The 20,055-nt window shown below is 67.7% G+C and carries 23 protein-coding genes and 1 tRNA gene; 5 read left to right on the top strand and 19 right to left on the bottom strand.

Going from position 1 to position 20,055, the window contains the following annotated elements; all coding sequences use genetic code 11:
- Positions 1 to 467: 467 nt before the first annotated feature.
- A complete protein-coding gene (locus tag IP78_RS11120) occupies positions 468 to 1,874 on the top strand; it encodes an alkaline phosphatase PhoX (protein ID WP_054111751.1) in 1,407 nt (468 codons plus the stop codon).
- Between the two features lie 4 nt (positions 1,875 to 1,878).
- Here the strand turns inward: IP78_RS11120 and IP78_RS11115 are convergent, their stop codons facing one another.
- Entirely contained in the window at positions 1,879 to 2,970 is a 1,092-nt protein-coding gene (locus IP78_RS11115; RefSeq protein ID WP_054111750.1) for a COX15/CtaA family protein, read from the bottom strand.
- A 132-nt stretch (positions 2,971 to 3,102) separates the two neighbouring features.
- Between IP78_RS11115 and IP78_RS11110 the strand changes: the two genes are divergently transcribed.
- From IP78_RS11110 to IP78_RS11100, 3 genes are all read left to right on the top strand, one after another.
- Complete coding sequence (locus tag IP78_RS11110; RefSeq protein WP_054111749.1) at positions 3,103 to 3,354, top strand: hypothetical protein; 252 nt, start codon at positions 3,103 to 3,105, stop codon at positions 3,352 to 3,354.
- Positions 3,354 to 3,572, top strand: coding sequence for a DUF2842 domain-containing protein (locus IP78_RS11105; protein WP_054111748.1), 219 nt, complete (start codon positions 3,354 to 3,356; stop codon positions 3,570 to 3,572). The genes IP78_RS11110 and IP78_RS11105 overlap by 1 nt, the downstream gene beginning before the upstream one ends.
- 130 nt (positions 3,573 to 3,702) lie before the next feature.
- The gene (locus IP78_RS11100) at positions 3,703 to 4,533 is read left to right on the top strand and encodes a hypothetical protein (RefSeq protein WP_054111747.1); all 831 of its coding nucleotides are present in this window, start codon (positions 3,703 to 3,705) and stop codon (positions 4,531 to 4,533) included.
- 63 nt (positions 4,534 to 4,596) lie between these two features.
- Here the strand turns inward: IP78_RS11100 and IP78_RS11095 are convergent.
- The 7 genes from IP78_RS11095 to IP78_RS11065 form a co-directional block, all read right to left on the bottom strand.
- A tRNA-Pro gene (locus IP78_RS11095) sits at positions 4,597 to 4,673 on the bottom strand.
- 71 nt (positions 4,674 to 4,744) lie between these two features.
- Positions 4,745 to 5,176 (bottom strand): MerR family transcriptional regulator, encoded by a 432-nt coding sequence (locus IP78_RS11090; RefSeq protein ID WP_054111746.1) that lies wholly within the window; start codon positions 5,174 to 5,176, stop codon positions 4,745 to 4,747.
- Between the two features lies 1 nt (position 5,177).
- Positions 5,178 to 5,513 carry an integration host factor subunit alpha gene (locus IP78_RS11085; RefSeq protein ID WP_051651188.1) on the bottom strand — a complete coding sequence of 112 codons (336 nt, stop codon included), beginning with the start codon at positions 5,511 to 5,513 and terminating at the stop codon, positions 5,178 to 5,180.
- Between the two features lie 53 nt (positions 5,514 to 5,566).
- The gene (locus tag IP78_RS11080) at positions 5,567 to 6,544 is read right to left on the bottom strand and encodes a beta-ketoacyl-ACP synthase III (protein WP_054111745.1); all 978 of its coding nucleotides are present in this window, start codon (positions 6,542 to 6,544) and stop codon (positions 5,567 to 5,569) included.
- Positions 6,541 to 7,614, bottom strand: coding sequence for a phosphate acyltransferase PlsX (gene plsX, locus IP78_RS11075; protein WP_082384984.1), 1,074 nt, complete (start codon positions 7,612 to 7,614; stop codon positions 6,541 to 6,543). The genes IP78_RS11080 and plsX overlap by 4 nt, the downstream gene beginning before the upstream one ends.
- Before the next feature lie 96 nt (positions 7,615 to 7,710).
- Positions 7,711 to 8,229, bottom strand: coding sequence for a DUF177 domain-containing protein (locus tag IP78_RS11070; RefSeq protein ID WP_054111744.1), 519 nt, complete (start codon positions 8,227 to 8,229; stop codon positions 7,711 to 7,713).
- The gene (locus IP78_RS11065; RefSeq protein WP_054111743.1) at positions 8,226 to 8,753 is read right to left on the bottom strand and encodes a ubiquinol-cytochrome C chaperone family protein; all 528 of its coding nucleotides are present in this window, start codon (positions 8,751 to 8,753) and stop codon (positions 8,226 to 8,228) included. Before IP78_RS11065 ends, IP78_RS11070 begins: the two co-directional genes overlap by 4 nt.
- 92 nt (positions 8,754 to 8,845) lie before the next feature.
- Here IP78_RS11065 and IP78_RS11060 point away from each other — a divergent pair, with 92 nt between their 5' ends.
- Complete coding sequence (locus tag IP78_RS11060) at positions 8,846 to 9,322, top strand: outer membrane protein assembly factor BamE (protein WP_054111742.1); 477 nt, start codon at positions 8,846 to 8,848, stop codon at positions 9,320 to 9,322.
- Between the two features lie 132 nt (positions 9,323 to 9,454).
- Here IP78_RS11060 and IP78_RS11055 read toward each other — a convergent pair whose 3' ends face one another.
- From IP78_RS11055 to glyA, 11 genes are all read right to left on the bottom strand, one after another.
- Entirely contained in the window at positions 9,455 to 10,822 is a 1,368-nt protein-coding gene (locus tag IP78_RS11055; protein ID WP_156320378.1) for an erythromycin esterase family protein, read from the bottom strand.
- A 222-nt stretch (positions 10,823 to 11,044) separates the two neighbouring features.
- Complete coding sequence (locus IP78_RS11050) at positions 11,045 to 13,192, bottom strand: sodium-translocating pyrophosphatase (protein WP_054111740.1); 2,148 nt, start codon at positions 13,190 to 13,192, stop codon at positions 11,045 to 11,047.
- Positions 13,193 to 13,397: 205 nt separating this feature from the next.
- Positions 13,398 to 13,832 carry a hypothetical protein gene (locus tag IP78_RS11045; RefSeq protein WP_054111739.1) on the bottom strand — a complete coding sequence of 145 codons (435 nt, stop codon included), beginning with the start codon at positions 13,830 to 13,832 and terminating at the stop codon, positions 13,398 to 13,400.
- A gap of 37 nt (positions 13,833 to 13,869) precedes the next feature.
- Positions 13,870 to 14,913: a thiamine-phosphate kinase gene (gene thiL, locus IP78_RS11040; RefSeq protein ID WP_369814691.1), complete on the bottom strand. Its 1,044-nt coding sequence runs from the start codon at positions 14,911 to 14,913 to the stop codon at positions 13,870 to 13,872.
- A complete protein-coding gene (gene nusB / locus IP78_RS11035) occupies positions 14,867 to 15,406 on the bottom strand; it encodes a transcription antitermination factor NusB (RefSeq protein WP_082384982.1) in 540 nt (179 codons plus the stop codon). The genes thiL and nusB overlap by 47 nt, the downstream gene beginning before the upstream one ends.
- Positions 15,403 to 15,864: a 6,7-dimethyl-8-ribityllumazine synthase gene (gene ribH, locus IP78_RS11030; protein WP_054111737.1), complete on the bottom strand. Its 462-nt coding sequence runs from the start codon at positions 15,862 to 15,864 to the stop codon at positions 15,403 to 15,405. The genes nusB and ribH overlap by 4 nt, the downstream gene beginning before the upstream one ends.
- Positions 15,861 to 16,994, bottom strand: a complete 1,134-nt coding sequence (gene ribB, locus IP78_RS11025) for a 3,4-dihydroxy-2-butanone-4-phosphate synthase (RefSeq protein ID WP_197272442.1) — start codon at positions 16,992 to 16,994, stop codon at positions 15,861 to 15,863. The genes ribH and ribB overlap by 4 nt, the downstream gene beginning before the upstream one ends.
- Positions 16,994 to 17,584, bottom strand: coding sequence for a riboflavin synthase (locus IP78_RS11020; protein WP_054111735.1), 591 nt, complete (start codon positions 17,582 to 17,584; stop codon positions 16,994 to 16,996). Before IP78_RS11020 ends, ribB begins: the two co-directional genes overlap by 1 nt.
- 1 nt (position 17,585) lies before the next feature.
- Positions 17,586 to 18,221 carry a RibD family protein gene (locus IP78_RS11015; RefSeq protein WP_054111734.1) on the bottom strand — a complete coding sequence of 212 codons (636 nt, stop codon included), beginning with the start codon at positions 18,219 to 18,221 and terminating at the stop codon, positions 17,586 to 17,588.
- Positions 18,221 to 18,697, bottom strand: coding sequence for a transcriptional regulator NrdR (nrdR, locus tag IP78_RS11010; RefSeq protein WP_029416096.1), 477 nt, complete (start codon positions 18,695 to 18,697; stop codon positions 18,221 to 18,223). Before nrdR ends, IP78_RS11015 begins: the two co-directional genes overlap by 1 nt.
- Before the next feature lie 9 nt (positions 18,698 to 18,706).
- Positions 18,707 to 19,978, bottom strand: coding sequence for a serine hydroxymethyltransferase (glyA, locus tag IP78_RS11005; protein ID WP_369814692.1), 1,272 nt, complete (start codon positions 19,976 to 19,978; stop codon positions 18,707 to 18,709).
- Positions 19,979 to 20,055 lie beyond the last annotated feature (77 nt).

The following is a 20,055-nucleotide window of genomic DNA, read 5'->3' as shown; positions in this document are numbered from 1 at the left end:
CATCCGTGAAGGCGGCCGCACCGTCGGCGCCGGCGTCGTGGCCAAGATCATCGCCTAAGCCGGTTTCTGGCGCTAACGCGGGCGACGCGTTCGACCGCTGCTTGAGCGCGAGACGCTGAAATGAAGTGCCCCGCCGGAGCGATCCGGCGGGGCTTTCGTTATCTCGCACGGGCGTGGACTGGTTGCTAAAGGCGGCCGACCTTTCCCAATGAACTCGATATCCGCGCTAACCGAAGCACCTGGATCCCGTCTGTACGCTGCCCGTCAGAATCAGCCCTACGCGGGCGCAGGGACACGAGGCGCTTGACCCACAAATCAGGCTCGGTCGCGGGTTGGCTGTCTTGTCCCGCATTTGGACCCCATGCGAGGGAGATGACTCGCGCTCGCGCCGCAGCAAGCGTCACAGAACCATGATGATCAGGGCACGAGGCCTGCTCTAAATCGTGTCCGCCTTCGGAGCTCATCGCATGCAGTTTGATCGTCGCAGTCTTTTCTCAACGGGTGCCGCGGCCCTTGCCTTTGGCGGTTTGGCCAAGAGCGTTGTCGAGCTGGATTCATCTGACACTTACATCAATGAGGTCGAGGGCTACGGCCCGCTGATCGTCGACCCGAACGGCGTGCTAGACCTGCCCCAAGGCTTCTCCTATCGCATCCTGTCTCAAGGCGGTGAAGCGATGGACGACGGCCTGCTGGTGCCTGGTCAGTTCGACGGCATGGGCTGTTTCCCGCTGGAGGGAAGCCGCGTCGCCCTGGTCCGCAACCACGAGCTCAGGGGCAGGAACGCCAATCACCGTAACTGGGGGCCCGGCGGCCAAGATCAGGCCCTGATCGGCCGCCTGCCAGTCGAGAAGGCCTATGACACCTACAAGGACGGCCGCCCCCTGCCCGGCGGCACCACGACGCTCGTCTACGACATGGCGACCGGGGAGGTCGTCAGCCAGCACCTGTCGCTGGCGGGCACCTCGACCAACTGCTGCGGCGGCCATACCCCTTGGGGCTCCTGGCTGACCTGCGAGGAGACGGAAGAGACCCCGGAAGACGCCGACGTCATGAAGGAGCACGGCTACGTCTTCGAGGTCCCGGCGAGCGCGACCGGCCTGGTCGACCCGGTCCCGCTCAAGGCCATGGGCCGGTTCGACCACGAGGCCGTCTGCGTCGATCCCCGCACCGGCATCGTCTACGAGACCGAGGACACGGTCGACGGCCTCTTCTATCGCTTCATCCCCAACACACCCGGCAGGCTCGCCGAAGGCGGCCGTCTCCAGGCGCTGGTCATCAAGGGCGCGCCAGGGGCTAACACGGCCAACCACACCGATCGCTTCTGGAACGTCGGCGACTGGGTCGAGGTCGAATGGACCGACATGGACGACGTCGAAAGCCCGAACGGCGACCTGCGCATGCGCGGTCACGCGGCGGGCGCAGCCCTGGTCGCGCGGGGCGAGGGCATCTTCTGGGGCGACAATGAGCTCTATATGACCGCGACATCCGGCGGCCCGATCCAGCGGGGTCAGGTGTTGCGCTACGTCCCCTCGCCTGCCGAAGGCACCCCGGACGAGGGCGCCCAGCCGGGTCGCCTCCAGCTGTTCGTCGAGAGCACGAACGAAAAGACGCTGAACATGGCCGACAACCTGGCCATCGCGCCGAATGGCCACCTGATCCTGTGCGAGGACAACTACTCCGACACCAGCCGCAATCACCTCAAGGGCGTCACGCCAGACGGCAAGGTCTATACGATCGCCCGCAACGTCTTCCGCGGCAACGCGGAGCTGGCCGGCGCGGTCTTCTCGCCCGACGGCTCGACCCTGTTCGTCAACATCATGTTCCCGGGCATCACCCTCGCCGTCACCGGCCCCTGGGACAGCGTCCGGGCCTGACCCTTCAACGGCGCGGGCCGCTCATGAACAGACGGGGCTGAGAGCGGCGAACCAGCCACAGGTTCGCCGTTGCCAGTGCCAAAACCAGCGCCGCGCCCGCCTGGTGCATCCCGCCCAGCCAGATCGGTACGACGTTGACCAGCGTCACGACGCCCAGCGCCGCCTGCAGCCACACGGAACTCGCTACAACGATCGCCGCGAAGCCCATCCCCTCGGCCAGCTTCCACCGCCAGGCCTGAACCGCATAGACCGTCGCCCCGAGCACCAGCAGATACCCCCAGATCCGGTGATTGAACTGCACCAAGGCCTGGTCATGCAGGAACGCCAGCGCCCCCTGCCCCCAGTCCACAGGCGCAAGGATCGCCCCGTTCATGAGTGGCCAGTCCGTATAGATGAAGCCCGCCTTGGCCCCCGCGACCAGCCCGCCCAGCAGACACTGGAAGAAGACCGCGCCCCATAGGACCGCAGCACCCCGGCTCCAGCCTGCCGGCGACCGCGAAGTCTCGGGCCCGTTCCAGGCCTCCAGCCCCGTCCAGATCAAGCCCGCGAAGATCAGGAACGCCAACCCCAGATGCACCGTCAGCCGCTCGGGCGCCACATCCACACGCTCCGACAGGCCCGAGGAGACCATCCACCAGCCGATGAAGCCCTGAAGCCCACCCATCACGAGCAGAACGGCGCACCGCCAGACCAGCCGATCCGGCAGGGCGAAGCGCCCCAAGAACGACCGCTCCGGTAGCAGCCGGAACGCTAGAAAGGCGAAGAACGGAACCGCGAAAACCACGCCGATCAGACGCCCGAACAGCCGATGGAACCACTCCCACCAGAAGATATACTTGAACTCGTCCAGGCTCATGCCGGCGTTGACGAGGGCGTACTGCGGGATCGCCTTGTACTTCTCGAAGGCCTCGTTCCAGTCGGCCTCGTTCAGGGGCGGCAGGGCCCCCATGATCGGCTGCCACTCGGTGATCGACAGGCCCGATCCGGTCAGACGGGTGATCCCGCCGATCACCACCATGGCGAATACCATGGCCGCGGTGAAGAACAGCCAGATCGCCACCGCCCGCGACTGTTCGACCTTTCCGAAACGGTTCATTCGACGCCTGACGCTCCGACCGATACAGTGCCGCCAAACGCGACGAGAGGCGGTATGCCCCCCGATCGCGGCAAGATCAAAGTCGCCGTCGGGACGCGAGGTCGCAGCGGCGCGCAAGGAGACTGAATCCGGGTGCAGCACGCCGATATCGTCATCGCCACCGTCGCGGTTCTGGCCCTCGCCTGGGTCGCCGATCTGATGACTGGCCGCCGGGGCCTGTTCGGTGCCAGCCTGGTGTCAGCGACCGGCGCGGTCTGTGGCTGGTTCCTGGCCGTGCGCGTCTTTGGCGCATCGACGATGGACGAGCTGGGCTGGACCGTCTGGTCGGGCGCGGGGTCCATCCTCAGCCTCTTCACCTTCTACCTGTTCCGGAACACCCGCTGATGGGCCTTCGCACCCGCCGCCTGGTCGCGGCCTTCGGCATCCTGGTCTTCCTTGGCTTCTACATCTGGGCCGCGACGCTGATCGGCGAGCGCGTGCCCGCGAACCCGCTGGCCCAGCTGGCCTACTACGCCCTGGTCGGCACCCTCTGGGGCGTCCCGCTGTTCCCCCTGCTCAGCTGGGCCGAGGGCAAGCCCTTCCTGAAGCGGCGCGGCAACTAACGGCAAGCCGACACAAGCAAACGCCAATCGCCGAAAAGATCGGCGGCCATCCTCAAGCCTTATTGGTTGTTGCGGCGGCCAGGGGGCCGTTCGCGACGGCGCGGCCTCCCGCGTCCCTTGAGGATCGCCCATGTCCACTCGCGCTCGCTCCCTCGCAGCCCTGCTTTCGACCGCCGCCTTGTTCGGCATGGTCTCCTCGGCCACGGCCCAGACCTGGACCCCGCTGGACGGCGAACGGTTCGGCGAGGAGTTCAACCAAGCTTGGATCCCCGTCCCGGACGGCTCCAGCGGAGCGCCCCGCCAGGGCTGGCTCGGCGCTCCCGACGGCTTCTTCACGCGAGAGGTCCACCTCGCCTACGACTGGACCGAGACCGACCTGGGCGACGCCCAACGGATCACGACCCGCTTCAACTACCCCCTGTCCCGCCGCTTCTGGGTCGGCATCGAGGTCCCGGTCTATCAGGAGCTGGACGGCGGCGGCTCCGGCTTTGGTGACATCGGCGTGACTGGTCAGGTCATGCTCGCCGAGACCCGCGACCTGTCGCTGAACGCCGGGGTCGGCTTCGAACTGCCGACGGGCGACGATTCGGTCGGCGCGGGCGAGGTCTTCGGCGTGACGCCCCAGGTCAATCTCTGGAGCGATCTAGGTGCCGGCGTCTCTTTCAGGGGCCGCGTCGCCTATTCGGCGCGGGACGAAGGCGGCGCGGACGGCTTCGGGCTCAGCCTCGCGCTCGGCCAGACCGTGACGCCCGCACAGGCCGCGCCTCTGGGCCAGTTCACCCATTCCCTGGCGCTGAACTGGTTCGAGCCGGACGACGGCGACGGCGTCGTCAGCCTGACGCCCGCGCTCCGCACCCGCCTGGTCGACAGCCTGTTCCTGCTGACCGGCGTCGAGTTCCCCATCAGCGACGACGAGCCCTACGACCAGCGCTGGATCATCCAGCTCGTGAAGGGGTTCTAGCCCTCAAGCAGTGAGCCGCCGCGCGGCGAGCGTTAGGGCAAACAAACATGGGTCAAGGGAAGATGGTCGGAGCGACAGGATTCGAACCTGCGACCCCTTGACCCCCAGTCAAGTGCGCTACCAGGCTGCGCCACGCTCCGAGAGGCCGGTCGTATAGCGGCGGGGCCGCGCCGCCGCAAACCCTAAAAGCGCCGCCGGCGTCGATTGCCGGTCAGGCGGTCAGGACGGCGTCCAGACGCGCCTTGGCCGCTTCCAGATCGGCGAGCACGGAGCGCAGCCGCTCCGCCGTGGAGCCCGTCACGGCCCGGCTCGATTCGGCCGTTCCGGACGCGGTGGCCGGGACTTCCGGGCCCGCGAAGCTCATCATCGCATCGCCCCCGCCGTGGGCCGCCAGCGCCGCCAGACCCTGCTCCTTGTGCAGCTTCTGCACGCCCTTGATGGTCAGGCCGTCTTCATGGAGCAGCTTCTTGATCGCCTTCAGGATGACGACATCCTGCGGACGATAGAAGCGCCGTCCGCCCGCCCGCTTGACCGGCGTGACGAAGGCGAACTTGGTCTCCCAGAACCGCAGCACGTGCTGGGGCGCGCCGACCGCCTCGGCGGCTTCCGAGATGGTGCGGAAGGCCTGGGCGGACTTGGGCATCTCAGGCCCCGTTGGCCCCGTGGACTCGGGCCTTCATGATCTGGCTGGCGCGGAAGCTGATGACGCGGCGCGGATTGATCGCGGCCGGTTCGCCGGTCTTGGGATTGCGCCCCATGCGGGCCCGCTTTTCCCGGACCTGGAAGACGCCGAAGCCGGACAGTTTGACAGTCTCGCCCTTCTCCAGGGCCTCGACGATCAGGTCCAGCGTGCGTTCGACCAGGCTCGCGCACTCCTGGCGCGAGAGGCCGACCTCTTCGTGGACGGCCTCGCAGAGATCGGCTCGGGTCAGTGTCTGCAGTTCGCCCACGGATCGTCCCCCAAGGTCCAGCCTTCCCATAAAAGGGGAAAACGCCGCCAAGTCAAAGCGTCGGCGTGCTTAAGCCCGTCGCCTCAGAACCGAAACGCGCACGCGCCCCAGGTCAGGCCGCCGCCCATGGCCTCCAGCAGGATCAGGTCGCCGCGCTTGATCCGGCCGTCCTGAATGGCCGCGTCCATCGCCAGAGGGATCGAGGCGGCGGAGGTGTTGGCGTGCATCGCCACTGTCGAGATCACCTTGTGCTCGTCCAGACCCAGCCGGTCGCCGACGCCCTTGATGATCCTCTGATTGGCCTGATGCGGCACGAACCAGTCGACCTCGGGCACGGTGATCCCCGCCGCCTGACAGGCCGCCGTGATGGCCTCGGCGATGTTCACCACGGCGTGGCGGAACACCTGATTGCCGGCCATGCGCAGGTGACCGACCGTGCCCGTACTGGACGGCCCGCCATCGACATAGAGCAGATCGGTCTTGGTCCCGTCCGAGCGCAGGGCGAAACCCAGCACGCCCTGATCGGCCGTCGTCCCCTGCCCTTCGCGCGGTTCGACCACGAAGGCCCCGGCGCCGTCGCCGAACAGGACGCAGGTCGTCCGGTCGGTCCAGTCCATCAGCCGGGTCATCTCCTCGGCGCCGATGACCAGGGCGCACTTGGCGTGCCCTCGCGCCACGAAGCCGTCGGCGACGCTGAGCGCATAGACGAAGCCCGAGCACACCGCCTGGACGTCGAAGGCGATGCAGGTGGGCGCGCCGAGCTTTCGCTGCACGATCGAGGCGGTGGCCGGGAATGTCATGTCCGGCGTCGTCGTCGCCACGACGATCAGATCGACCTCGGACGGGTCACGGCCCGCGTCGGCCAGCGCCCGGCGCGCCGCCTCGACGGCCAGATCGCTGGTCGGCTGATCGTCACGGGCCTTGTGGCGCTGGCGGATGCCGGTGCGCTCGATGATCCATTCGTCGGAGGTGTCGACGATCTCCGACAGGTCGTCATTGGTGACGATCTGTTCGGGCAGATAGGAACCCACGCCGGTGACGGCGCTGCGGATGACGCTCACGAAACGGTCTCTTCCTCAGACGCAGCCGCCGGGGCCGCGTGCATGATACGGTCCAGGCGGCCGAGGTTGGCCCCCACGGTCGCCAGATAGTCACTGCGGGCCAGTTCGACCGCGACTCGAATGGCGTTGCCGAAGCCCTTGGCGTCGGCACCCCCGTGGCTCTTCACGACGATGCCGTTCAGGCCCAGCAGCGGCCCGCCGTTGATGGCGCTGGGGTCGATCTTCTGGGCCATGGCCTTCAGCGCCGGCATGGCGATGACGGCGCCCGCCTTGGCGCGCAGGCTGGAGGTCAGGGCCTCTCTCAGTAGGGCCGAGATGAAGCGCGCCACGCCTTCGGCGGTCTTCAGCGCGATATTGCCGGTGAAGCCGTCGGTGACGACCACGTCGACCGTGCCCTTGGCGATGTCGTCGCCTTCGACGAAGCCATGATAGGCTAGGCCCAGGCCGCCCTCGCGCAGGATCCGCGACGCCTCGCGCACCGATTCGTGGCCCTTCATGTCCTCGGAGCCGACGTTCAGCACGCCGATGCTTGGTCGGGCGATGTTGTGCACGGCGGTCATGAAGGCCTCGCCCATGATGGCGAACTCGACCAGCTGCTCGGCGTCGCTCTCGACGTTGGCGCCGACGTCCAGCACCGCCGTCACGCCCCTCAGCGTCGGCCAACTGGCGACGATGGCCGGCCGTTCCAGCCCCTGCGCCGACATCCGCAGGATCAGTTTGGAGATCGCCATCAAGGCACCGGTGTTGCCCGCCGACACCGCTGCCCCCGCCTCGCCCATTTTAACCGCCTCGATGGCGTTCCACAGGCTGGAGCCCTTGCCCCGACGCATCGCCTGGGCGGGCTTCTCATCCATCGCCACGACCTTGTCCGTGTGGCGGATGTCGCAGACTTCGGCCGTCAGAGTGTGCCGAGCCAGTTCCGCGACGATGGCAGCCTCGTCGCCGTGAAGCAGGAACCGGACGCCCTCGCCGCCATGCCGACGGATGTAGTCGCGCACGCCCGCCACGACGACGGGCGGGCCATGGTCGCCGCCCATGGCGTCGAGCGAGATAACGGTCGGGGCTAGCAAGGGGGTCGGACGCTCCGGCGCGCCTTCAGGGGCGCGGTCTTATGTACGCCAAGGATACCGCCCCGCGGGACGGATGCAATCCGAGCCGACGTTGCGTCAGCTTTTTCCGTCCTTGGCCGCGCGCAGCTGCTTCAGAACGGCAAAGGGCGAGATTTCCGCAGGTTCTTCGGGCTGGGCGAACTCCGCGCCGGGCTTCCTCGGGAAAGGATCGAGCGCGAGCGCGAACTGTTCGACGGCGTATTGGCCCAGGTCGATGCGGCCTTCCTCAATCACGTCTGGCGAGTCGTCTTCTAGGGTGACCTCGACCTCGGACGCCGTGTCGGCTTCTTCGACCAGATCGACCGAGAACCGCTCGTCGACACTAACCGGCAAGGGCTCCAGCGTGACGCCGCAGACCTGTTCGGCCTGGGCGCGGACCCAGCCGGACAGCCTCCAGCCGACGTGGGCGGGGGCCACGGTGATTTCGCTTTCGAACGACGTCAGCGAGGCGAGATCCAGCGCCTTGACGATCCGGACCCGCGCCGCCTCGTCCGGTACCAGCCGCCGGGTCACCCCCGCGCCGATCTCATTGACGCGCAGAACCTCGCTAAAGGGCAGGCGATGATCCGGGTTCACGCCGCGACCTCCGCCCAGACCGGCTGGGCCAGCACCTGCTTCAGAGATTGGGCGGCCAACCCGGCTCTGGCCCGCAAGGCGTAGTCGGCCAGCCGCTCGCCGGATTTACCCTCCGCTCCCGAATAGACGTTGCGGGCGAGAGCCTCGGCGAGCGTCGCCTTGTCAGCTGCACGGACCGGCCCCTCGTAGGCGGTCATTCGGCCATACAGGGCTTCGCCAAGCTTGCGCATCTTCTTGCCGACCGTGACGTCATGCACGCCCAGTTCACGCAAGGCGTTGTCGAGCGCCGAAACATAGACGTCGAACAGTTCCTGGCCGATCTCGGCTCCTGCCTCTCCTTCGTCGCGCAGCCGCAGGATCAGCAGAAGAATGTGCAGCGTGTAGAGCTCGAAGCGCGCGTCGATCTCGTCGGCCACCCCAAGGTCCGTGAAGAACGCCGGATCGCGGGCCTGCTCGACCGTCTTGGCATAGAGGTCCAGGCCGATACGATCGTTGGGACGGACGCGGAACAGTTTCTGAAGCATGGGTTCTGCGGCCCCTTTTCCGCCGCGCCGTTGAACTAGGACGCGGGTCCGTCTAGGTCAAAGACCTTGTTTTGTCGCAGGCGCTCCGATCCATGAACAAAGCCGCCGCCACCCTGGCTCTCGTGACCGCCCTCGGCGCTGCCGCTTCGGCCTGCGCGCCTGTGGTCGGTACCCACGGCTTCCAGACCGTCGATGTCGCCCCGGCCGAGATCAAGGTCGGCGAGGACACCAAGTCGACCGTGCTGGCCCAGCTGGGCTCACCCTCGGCCACGTCCACCTTCGAAGAGAACATCTGGTACTACATCAGCCAGACGACAGAGCGGTACACCTACAACCGTCCGCAGGTGTCTCAGCGTTCCGTGACCGCCATCACCTTCGCCGCCGACGACAGGGTCGCCGAGGTGCGGACGCTGGGCCTCGAGGATGGCCAGCAGGTCGCCATGAACGACCGCGAGACGCCGACACGGGGCCGCGAGCTGACGGTGATCGAACAGCTGCTGGGCAACGTCGGCCGTGGTCAGCTGCCAAGGACGGATGAAGACGTGCCCGGACAGCGCCGTCCGGACTGATATCCCGGCCGCGCCCCCAAAAGGCACCCAGACCGCCATTCCGAAAGGATCGCTCTGGAGCTCACCCTTCGGAGTGATTGCCAAAGCGAGCGCTCGCGACATGAGCCTCGCCGGTCGCCCGAGCTCTCGTTGTCAGACCGGCCGGGACGGCGTCATCTCCGGGATATAGACGACGACATCGAACATCTCTCCGAGCGGAACCCGGAAAGGTGCCTTGAGAAACTGGACGGGCGTGGCAACCCAGCCGGGCCAATCGAGCGTATAGGGCAAGGCGCGCCACGCGGCGCTCGCTTCGGTGTCAGGCAGATCGCTCAGCGCCACCCAATAGGGTCCGGAATGCGCGCGAGAGAAAAGCGCCGCCGGCCTTCCGTGCAGCACGGTCCAGGTGATCTCGCTCTGCGCGTCCGACGCGGAGGGTTGCGGGAAGGGCAGCCACATGGGCACCGCGTTGAAACGCGCCGTTCCATATTCAGTCACCACCACGCGATAGGCGTCTCCCAGCGCCTCGCGTAGACGGGCCCCCGTGGGGACGTAGCCCGTTCCGGCCGGCACGCCGCCTGCCACGTGATTATTGTGAGCCCAGAACACCCCCGCGCCCTGTGCAGGCCCGTTCAGGATATTTTCGGCCATGAAGACATCGCGCCGGGAATAGTAATCCGCGATGGCTGCGGCATCGCCCGTGATCCGGCCGTCAGAGGTCTCGAGCTCAAAGGCCTTGAGCCCTTGCCAGGCCGTCAGGGCCGCATAGCGGGCGTCTTCCGTCCCCGGATGGCGTTCGAGGGCTCTGCGGAGCTCGACCAGAGCTGCCATTGCCTCCTGAAGCTGCGCCGAGGTCAGGGACTTGATCAGCATCGGGAACCGGAGCGCTTGCGCCTCCGACGACAAAATCGGCGACAGCGGGGGGGCCAGCCGCTGAGCTTCAGCGGGCTCAAGCCTCGTCAGCGCCTGATGCGCGAGCAGGGCGTCGGGCGATGTCGCCTGACAGTCGATCCCGTAAATGCGCACGGGGTTCGCGGCCGTCCTGTTCCAGTCTCGCAGCCAACCGATCAAATCCGCGAGGGCGGACGTTTTGTTCACCCTGAAGATGTTGGCCGTACGCACGCGCTCTGCGGGATCGCCGGACTCACCCCGGATGAAGGCGTCGAGTTCTCGACCGCCATTGGCGTTGACCTCCAGAATGACCGTATCCACAGCCCCGGAGGTCACCAGCCCCTTGATGATGGCGGCCTTGGCGGCTCCGTCCTCGTGACTCCCGTGGGTCGCCTCGCCGACCCCGATAAGGCGGGCACCGCCAAGCACACGGGCCAACTCCGGGCTCCACAGGCTGTCGGGCGTGTCTGGGTCGAAGGCGACGGCGTTCTCGCTGATCCAGGGCCGCACCGCGGCCTCGACCTTCGCGCGCTGCACCCCGTCGAAGACAGACCAGCCGACGCCGAGAACCGCCCCCGCCACGAGGACAATCAGAAACACCCGGCCGAAGATCTTCATCACGACAGTCACGCCCCCGCATTGACCTGGATCCTGGATTCAGCCGGGGCTGACTAAGCGCCGCCTTGTCGCCCCATGGTCAAGCTACAGTCGTTTTCCGATCAGAGTCCATTGTTCGGCGAAAGCTGACGGGCGAGCGGCGACGCTCTTCATCGCCCGCGGGTCGCTCCATGAAAAAAGGGCGTCCTGGCCACGCCTGGCCAGGACGCCCGTCTCATATGCCCAGGACAGGGATCAGCCGATGGTCCCGCTCGCCAGCACCGCGAGCAGCAGGAGCGCCACGATGTTGGTGATCTTGATCATCGGGTTCACCGCCGGGCCGGACGTGTCCTTGTAGGGATCGCCAACGGTGTCGCCGGTGACGGCGGCCTTGTGCGCCTCGGAGCCCTTGCCGTGGAGGACGCCGTTCTTGTCGGTGAAGCCTTCCTCGATGACCTTCTTGGCGTTGTCCCAGGCGCCGCCGCCCGAGGTCATGGAGACCGCGACGAACAGGCCGGTGACGATGACGCCCATCAACATGGCGCCGAGCGCGGCGAAGGCGTTGGCCTTGTCCGAGATGAACAGCACCGCCACGAACAGCACGATCGGCGACAGCACGGGCAGCAGCGACGGCACGATCATCTCGCGGATCGCCGCCTTGGTCAGGATGTCGACCGCCCGGCCATACTCCGGCTTGACCTCATAGGTCATGATGCCGGGGTTATCGCGGAACTGGCGACGCACCTCGGCCACGACCGATTCGGCCGCGCGGCCCACGGCCATCATCGACATGCCGCCGAACAGGAAGGGCAGCAGCCCCCCAAACAGCAGGCCGACGACGACGTAGGGATTGGTCAGGTCGAAGGCGACCACGCCCATGTTGGCGAAGAAGGGATACTCCGCCGGGTTGGAGGCGAAGTACTGCAGGTCCGAGGTGTAGGCGGCGAACAGCACCAGCGCGCCGAGGCCCGCCGAACCGATCGCATAGCCCTTCGTCACGGCCTTGGTGGTGTTGCCCACGGCGTCCAGGGCGTCGGTCGAGTGACGCACTTCCGAGGGGAGACCCGCCATCTCGGCGATGCCGCCGGCGTTGTCGGTCACGGGACCGAAGGCGTCCAGCGCCACGATCATCCCGGCCACGCCCAGCATGGTCGTGGTGGCGATGGCGATGCCGAACAGGCCCGCCAGCTGGAAGCTGGCGACGATGCCGACGATGATCACCAGCGCCGGGAGCGCGGTGGCCTCCAGCGACACGGCCAGGCCCTGGATCACGTTTGTGCCATGCCCCGAGACCGAAGCGTTGGCGACCGACCGAACCGGGCGGAAGTTGGAGCCGGTGTAGTACTCGGTGATCACCACGATGGCGGCGGTCACGATCAGGCCGACGAGGCCGGACCAGAACAGGGCCATGGGCTCAATCTGCAGGCCGCTGGTCGTCACGACCGGGCCGGTGACCAGGGTGTTGATGACCCAATACACGGCGCCGACCGACAGGACGCCGGTCACGATGAGGCCCTGATACAGGGCGCCCATGATGCTGTTGTTCTTGCCCAGGCGCACGAAGAAGGCGCCGATGATCGAGGTGACGATGCAGACGCCGCAGATGGCCAGCGGCAGCAGCATAAGCACGTCCACATAGGGCTGGCCGCGGAAGAAGATGGCCGCCAGCACCATGGTGGCCACCGTCGTCACCGCATAGGTCTCGAACAGGTCGGCGGCCATGCCGGCGCAGTCGCCGACGTTGTCGCCCACGTTGTCAGCGATGGTCGCGGCGTTGCGGGGATCATCCTCGGGGATGCCGGCCTCGACCTTGCCCACCATGTCGCCGCCCACGTCGGCGCCCTTGGTGAAGATGCCGCCGCCCAGACGCGCGAAGATGGAGATCAGCGAGGCGCCGAAGCCCAGAGCCACCAGGCCGTCGATGACCTCGCGGCCCGTCGATTCCAGCCCGAGCACCTCGGTCAGGACGCCGTAGTAGCCCGCAACGCCGAGAAGCGCGCCGCCCGCCACGAACATGCCGGTGATGGCGCCGGACCGGAACGCGAGGTCCAGACCCTTCGACAGGCTCTGCGAGGCGGCGTGCGCGGTGCGGACGTTGGCGCGGACCGAGATCAGCATGCCGGCGAACCCGGCCAGGCCGGACAGCACTGCCCCGATCACGAAGCCGATGGCGGCATAGGGACCGATCAGCAGCCAGGCCGCGATCAGGATGACCACGCCGACCATGCCGATGGTGGTGTACTGCCGCCGCAGATAGGCCGAGGCCCCTTCCTGGATGGCGGCGGCGATTTCTCGCATCTTGTCGTTGCCGGTGTCGGCCTTCATCAGGGCGGCCGTCTGGATGAGCCCGTACAGGACCCCCAGGGCGCCCGCGGCTATGACTAGCCACAAGTAGTTCGTCATTGGCGTTTCCATACCTAGTGCATTTGGGCGCGCGGACCCTTGGCGCGGCGGGCGTTGTTCGCCTCTTTCCGCCTTCCGGTCCCCCCGTGCGCGTCAGGACGCGTGGTTACGTCCCAGCGGGAATTGCGGCCAAACCGTGCCGCATGCGGCGGATGGGCGCAACCGGGCTTTTGCTGTCAGGCTGGGGTTTTTGAGCCCCTGGAAGTCAGACGGGGCGGACGCCCGTACGACGGCGGGGCGTCTGGAGCGCCACCTCGGCCGAGGCGATCGAGCCCGCGCCCGAGATCGACGGCGCGGCGCGCATCAGCCAGGCGCTGATGGCCTCCGAATCGACGCGGGTCCAGTCATCGGCGAGTACGAAGGGCGTCCGGTGCGCCTGACGCACCAGGGCGTCGCGATAGTAGGGCTCCTTGGCCCGCATCATCTCCGGCGTCTGGCCGGATCCAAGCGTCAGCCGAAGGGTCACGAAGACGTAGTTGCGGATGCGCCCGCCCGCGATGATTGGCACGCCCACGCCCGCGATGTTCAGCGACGGCGCGACCGTTCCCGACGACGACGTCGGGCCGCCCGCAGAGGCGCTCCCTGCCGCGGTCGCGGCGACGGCCAGGGTTCCGAGGGCGAAGAGGTCTCTGCGGCGCATGTCGGCACACTGCCAGAGAGGGTTTGAGATTCCGTTGCTACCCGCCGTGGGTCCAGCCGCCGTGGTCGATGCGGACGGGTTTGCCGAGATAGCGCGCCTCCACGCCTGCACCGGATACAACGCGCCCGATGCGCGTCAGCCGCAATCTCAGGCGATCGGCCTCCCGTCGCAGCGCGGACTCCTCCCGCTCCGATGCGGTCAGCAGGAGTTCGTAGTCATCCCCGCCGGTGACGAGCTTCTTCATCGCCGCTTCGGGGTCGATGCGATTGTCGAACCAGGCGTGCGCCGCCGCCGACAGCGGCGTGACTTCCAGATCGAATTCCAGTCCGACGCCGCTGGCCCGCGCGATGTGGGCGGCGTCGGCGACTAAGCCGTCGGAGACATCCATCATGGCGCTGACCAGGCCCCGGACCGCCTGTCCGAACTCCAGCCGCGGCACGGGACGGCGATAGTGTTCTGCGAGCGCCGCGACCCGCTCCGGGTCCAGCGACAGCCGTCCCTGCGCCGCCTGCAGACCCAGCCAGCCGTCGCCGATCGTGCCAGTCACATAGACAGCGTCGCCGGGCCGGGCTCCGGCTCGCGTCGGTGCCCCACCCCTCGGAACCCAGCCGAGCAGCGTCGCCGAAAAACTCGCTAGACCCGGCGTCACAACCGTGTCGCCGCCCAGCAGGCTCACGCCGAACGCCTTCTGGTCGACCGCCAGTCCGGCCGCGAAAGCCTGCCGCTCCGGCCAGCCGCAGCGTTCGGACCAGTGGCAGGCCAGCAGATAACCGAACGGCTCGGCGCCCTTGGCGGCCAGATCGGACAGGTTCGTCCGCAGCAGCTTCTGCGCCACCGTGTCCAGCGGATCGTCCGGCAGGAAGTGCACGCCCTCGACGATGGCGTCCTTGGTCAGGACGAGGTCGAACCCGGGGCGCGACGGCAGCACCGCCACGTCGTCGGCGAGGTCTCGCGCATAGTCTGGATGGGCCAGTGGCCGAAGCAACCGCTCGATAGTCTCGAACTCGCCGGCGACGTCGACGGCGGGCACGGCGTCAGCTCTTCGGCCGGACGTCACGGGCGACGCCGTCGAGCGCCGCATTGACGAACTTGGCCTCGGCCTCGTCGAAGAAGGCCTTGGCCAGCTCGACGTATTCGTCGATGACGATTTCCCTGGGGACCTCAGGGCGCTCCATCAGCTCCCAGGCCCCGCAGCGCAACAGCGCCCGAAGCGTCGCGTCCAGCCGCTCCAGCCGCCAGTTCGACGCCAGACGCGCCTTCACCGCCGTGTCGATGCCGCGTTGGCTGGTGACCACGCCGCGCACGATCTCGGCGAACCAGTCCTCGTCGGCTTCGGCCAGCATCTCGCCCTCGATCTGGGCGTCGAAGCGATGGTTCTCGAACTCGGAGATGACGGTCTCGACCCCCTCCCCGGCCAACTCCATCTGATAGAGCGCCTGAACGGCGGCCAGACGCGCCACGGTCCGGGCGCGACGCTGGCGGCTGGTCAGCTGCGGCTCGGCCCGCGCCGCTTCGGCCTCGGCCAGTTGCTCAAGGACCGACGCGATGGAGTTGGGGGACGCGGGCTCGCTCATCCGTGCAGCCCTAGGCGCAAACGGCGCTTGAGTTCAATCAGGTCCATGCAGGCGCGCGCCGCCCCGCCGCCCTTGTCGCCCTCAGACAGACGCGCTCGCGCCCAGGCCTGGGCCTCATCCTCGACGGTCAGGACGCCGTTACCGATGATCAACCCCCGCGTGCCCAGGGTCATGATCCCGGCCGCCGATTGATCCGACACGATCTCGAAGTGATAGGTCTCGCCGCGGATGACGACGCCGAGCGCGACATAGCCGTCGTAGCGCGGCGCGGTCGGGAACTTGCCGGCCTCGTCGGCGAGCGCGATGGCGGGCGGGATTTCCAGCGCGCCCGGTACGGTGACGACGTCGAAGGTCGCGCCGCGCGCCTTCAGCGCGTCCTTGGCGCCTTCCAGCAGGGCGTCGGCCAGATCGTCATAGAAGCGCGCCTCGACGATCAGGACGCGGGGAGCTTCGGTCAGGATGGGTCTTCTCCGTCCATGGTGCGCCAGCCAACGATGTTGAGGCCGTATCCCTCGATGGCGGCGGGCTCGGGCCGACTGGAGCTCATGACGATCATGTCGCGCACGCCGAGATCGAGCAGGATCTGCGCCCCGACGCCGTAGTTTCGCAAGGACCGGTCGATGGCCACGGGCTTGTCCGCGCCCGACAGTCGTTCGGCCAGGCCCTGAAGCGTCGGGTCGCGCAGGAACACCACGACGCCTGCTCCGTCGTGATCGGTGATCGTCTTCAGGGCGTTGGGAATGTAGCTCTGGCGCGCCTCGACATGGCCCAGGAGGTCGGCGGCGAAATCGACCTGGTGCATGCGCACCAGGGTCGGCTTGCCCGGCTCGATCTTGCCGTGGACCAGGGCGACGTGCTCGGCGCCCTCGATGGTGTTCCGATAGAGCATCAGGCGGAACGGCCCGCCGTGGACGCTCTCGAACGGGGTGTCCATGACCCGCTCGACGAACCGCTCGGTGCGACGGCGATAGGCGATCAGGTCGGCGATGGTGCCGATCTTCAGGCCATGCAACTGGGCGAAAGCGATCAGGTCCGGCAGGCGCGCCATGGTGCCGTCGTCGTTCATGATCTCGCAGATCACGCCGGCGGGCGTCAGACCGGCCATGCGGCTGATATCGACCGCTGCCTCTGTGTGCCCGGTCCGGACCAGCACGCCGCCGTCGCGGGCAACCAGCGGGAAGACATGGCCGGGCGAGACGATGTCGTCGGCGCCCTTCATCGGATCGACCGCGACCTGGATGGTCCGGGCGCGGTCCGCCGCGCTAATGCCGGTCGTGACGCCTTCGCGCGCCTCGATCGAGACCGTGAAGGCCGTGCCCATGCTGGTGCGGTTCTCGGCGGCCATGGGCGGCAAGCGCAGGGCGCGCGCCCGCTCCGAGGTGATGGCCAGGCAGATCAGGCCGCGCGCGTGGCGAGCCATGAAGTTGATCTGGTCCGGCGTGGCGAACTGGGCCGGGATGATGACGTCGCCCTCGTTCTCCCGATCCTCGGCGTCGACGAGGATGTAGGCACGGCCGTTGCGGGCGTCCTCCAGGATGTCCTCGATCGGGCTGATCGGGCTGTCTGTGGTGGCGGCGGCGAGGTGCATCACGCGGTCTCCTGCCACCGGGCGAGGTATCTGGCCAGCATGTCGATCTCCAGATTGACCGGGTCGCCGACCTTGAGTTCGCCCAGCGTCGTGGCCTCCCAGGTGTGGGGAATGATGTTCAGGCCGAAGCGGCGGCCGTCCACGCTGTTCACGGTCAGGGACACGCCGTCGACCGTGATCGACCCCTTGGCCGCGATGAATCGATGCAGCGGCTCGGGCGCCTCGATGACGATGCGGTGCGACCCGCCTTCGGCCGTGATCTCGACGACGGACCCCAGTCCGTCGACGTGCCCGGACACGATGTGCCCGCCCAATTCATCCCCAGCCCGGGTCGCGCGCTCAAGGTTGATTTTCGTCCCCGCCGTCCAGGCACCCAGCGTCGTCTTCGACAGGGTCTCGCCCGAGACCTCGACCGCGAACCAGCCCGGCGCCTTCTCCACGACGGTCAGGCAGACGCCGGAATGGCTGATGGAGGCGCCCAGATCGATGCCCGATGTGTCCCACGCCGTCTCGATCTCATAGCGGCGGTCACGCGCCGTCTGGGCGACCGCGCGAACGCGGCCGATGTCGGTGATGATGCCGGTGAACATCTCAGGATCGCCTTTCGTAGCGTTCCCACAGGTCGTCACCCAGAACCTCGACCGCAAGTCTGCGATACTGCGGCGCATGCGCCAACCTGGCGAGGTTGAGAGCCGCCACGCCGGGCCGTCCGTCGCCGCCCAGCAGGATCGGCGCCCGGAACCACTCTATCGCGTCGACCAGACCCGCCGAGACGAAGCACGCGGCCACGCGGCCACCACCCTCGATCATCAGGCTCTTCACGCCCCGGGCCGCCAGGGTCTGGACCACGGCTTCGACGCTCGGCCGGTTGTTCTGGTCGCCCGCGACGCGAATGACCTCCGCCGGGCCGATCTGCATGGGATCGCGCGTGGTCAGGATCAGCGTGCCCGCCGCCGCGATCCGGGCGAAGGACGGCGTCCTGAGCTTGCTGTCCAGCACGACCCGCAGCGGCTGCTTCGCCTCCAGGTCCGGCTCGTCGGGCAGGCGGACGGTCAGGCGGGGGTCGTCGGCCAGCACCGTCTCGACGCCGACGAGCACGGCGTCGTGCGCGGCGCGGAGCCTGTGTCCCTGGGCTCGGGATTCTGGCCCGGTGATCCATTGGCTCTCGCCCGTGGACGTGCCGATGCGGCCGTCCAGCGACGTCGCGACCTTCCAGGTGATCCGCATCAGCCGCGCGATGCTCCGGGATCGTCGTCCAGCCCCTCGTCGCCCAGGAAGCGGGCGAAGTCGCCGGTGGCGCGGAAGTCCTTGTAGACCGAGGCGTAGCGGACATAGGCCACCTCATCGACGCCCTTCAGCGCCTTCATGATGAAGTCGCCGACGACGCTTGACGGGATCTCGGTCTCGCCCAGGCTCTCGAGCTGGCGCACGATGCGCGACACCATCTGCTCGACCTGTTCCGGCTGGATCGGGCGTTTCCTCAGCGCGATGGCGAGCGACCGCTCCAGCTTGTCGCGGTCGAACGGCGTGCGCCGCCCGTTCCGTTTCAGGATCACCAGCTCGCGCAGCTGGACCCGCTCAAAGGTGGTGAAGCGCCCGCCGCAGTTGGGACAGGACCGGCGACGACGGATGGCCGCGCCGTCGTCCGACGGGCGGCTGTCCTTCACCTGGCTGTCCGCGTTGCCGCAGAAGGGGCACTTCATGCGGTGGCCTTATCCGTAGATCGGGAAGCGCGCCGTCAGCTCGCGCACCTTGCCAGCGACCTCGGCGACGACGGCCGGATCGGCCTCGTCCCCGCCGTTCATCGAGGAGACGACGTCGGCGATCCAGTGACCGACCTGCTGGAACTCGGCCACGCCGAAGCCGCGCGTAGTCCCCGCCGGCGTGCCCAAGCGCACGCCCGACGTCACGGTGAAGGGTGCGGTGTCGAACGGCACGCCGTTCTTGTTGCAGGTCATCAGGGCGTGCTCGAGCTGAAGCTCCGTCGCCTTGCCGGTCACGCCCTTGGGCCGCAGGTCGACCAGCATCAGGTGGCTGTCGGTGCCGCCCGAGACGATGGCCAGTCCGCGCTCGACCAGGACGGCTGCCAGGGCCTGGGCGTTCTTCACGACCTGGCCCGCATAGGCCTTGAACTCGGGCTTCAGGGCCTCGCCGAAGGCCACGGCCTTGGCGGCGATGACGTGCTCCAGCGGCCCGCCCTGCAGACCGGGGAAGACCGCAGAGTTGAACTTCTTGCCCAGATCCGGGTCGTTGGACAGGATCAGTCCGCCGCGCGGCCCGCGCAGGGTCTTGTGGGTTGTCGTCGTCACGACGTGGGCGTGCGGCACCGGGTTTGGATAGACTCCCCCGGCGACCAGGCCCGCATAGTGGGCCATGTCCACCATAAGGTATGCGCCCACGCTGTCTGCGATCTCGCGGAACCGCTTGAAGTCGATGTGGCGGCTGTAGGCCGAAGCGCCCGCGACGATCAGCTTGGGCTTCTCGCGCTCAGCCATCTCGGCCACGTTGTCATAGTCGATTAGGAAGTCGTCCTCACGGACCTTGTAGGTCACTGGCCGGAACCACTTGCCCGACTGGTTGGCCGGACTGCCGTGCGTCAGGTGCCCGCCACAGGCGAGGTCCATGCCCAGGAAGGTGTCGCCGGGCTGCAGCAGGGCGAAGAACACCGCCTGGTTCGCCTGGGCGCCCGAGTGCGGCTGAACGTTGGCGAAGGCCGCGCCGAATAGCTGCTTGGCCCGCTCCCGCGCCAGATCCTCGGTGACATCCACATACTCACAGCCGCCATAGTAGCGACGGCCTGGATACCCCTCGGCATATTTGTTCGTCAGGACCGACCCCTGCGCCTCGAGCACCGCGCGCGAGACGATGTTCTCGGACGCGATGAGCTCGATCTGCTCCTGCTGACGATGCAGCTCGCCCTTGATGGCGGCGGCGACGTCCGGGTCGGCCTGATCCAGGCCGCGCGAAAAGTAGGCATCGTGGATGAAATGGGCTGTCACGGGCGGCGTCCGGGCTAGTCGTGGCGGGAAGGCCCCAATCTAGGCCCGACGACCTGCCGCCA

This window comes from Brevundimonas sp. AAP58 (assembly GCF_001295975.1).
Lineage (GTDB): Bacteria > Pseudomonadota > Alphaproteobacteria > Caulobacterales > Caulobacteraceae > Brevundimonas.
Note: the sequence above shows the minus strand (reverse complement) of the source record. Positions and strands in the feature narration are given on the sequence as shown.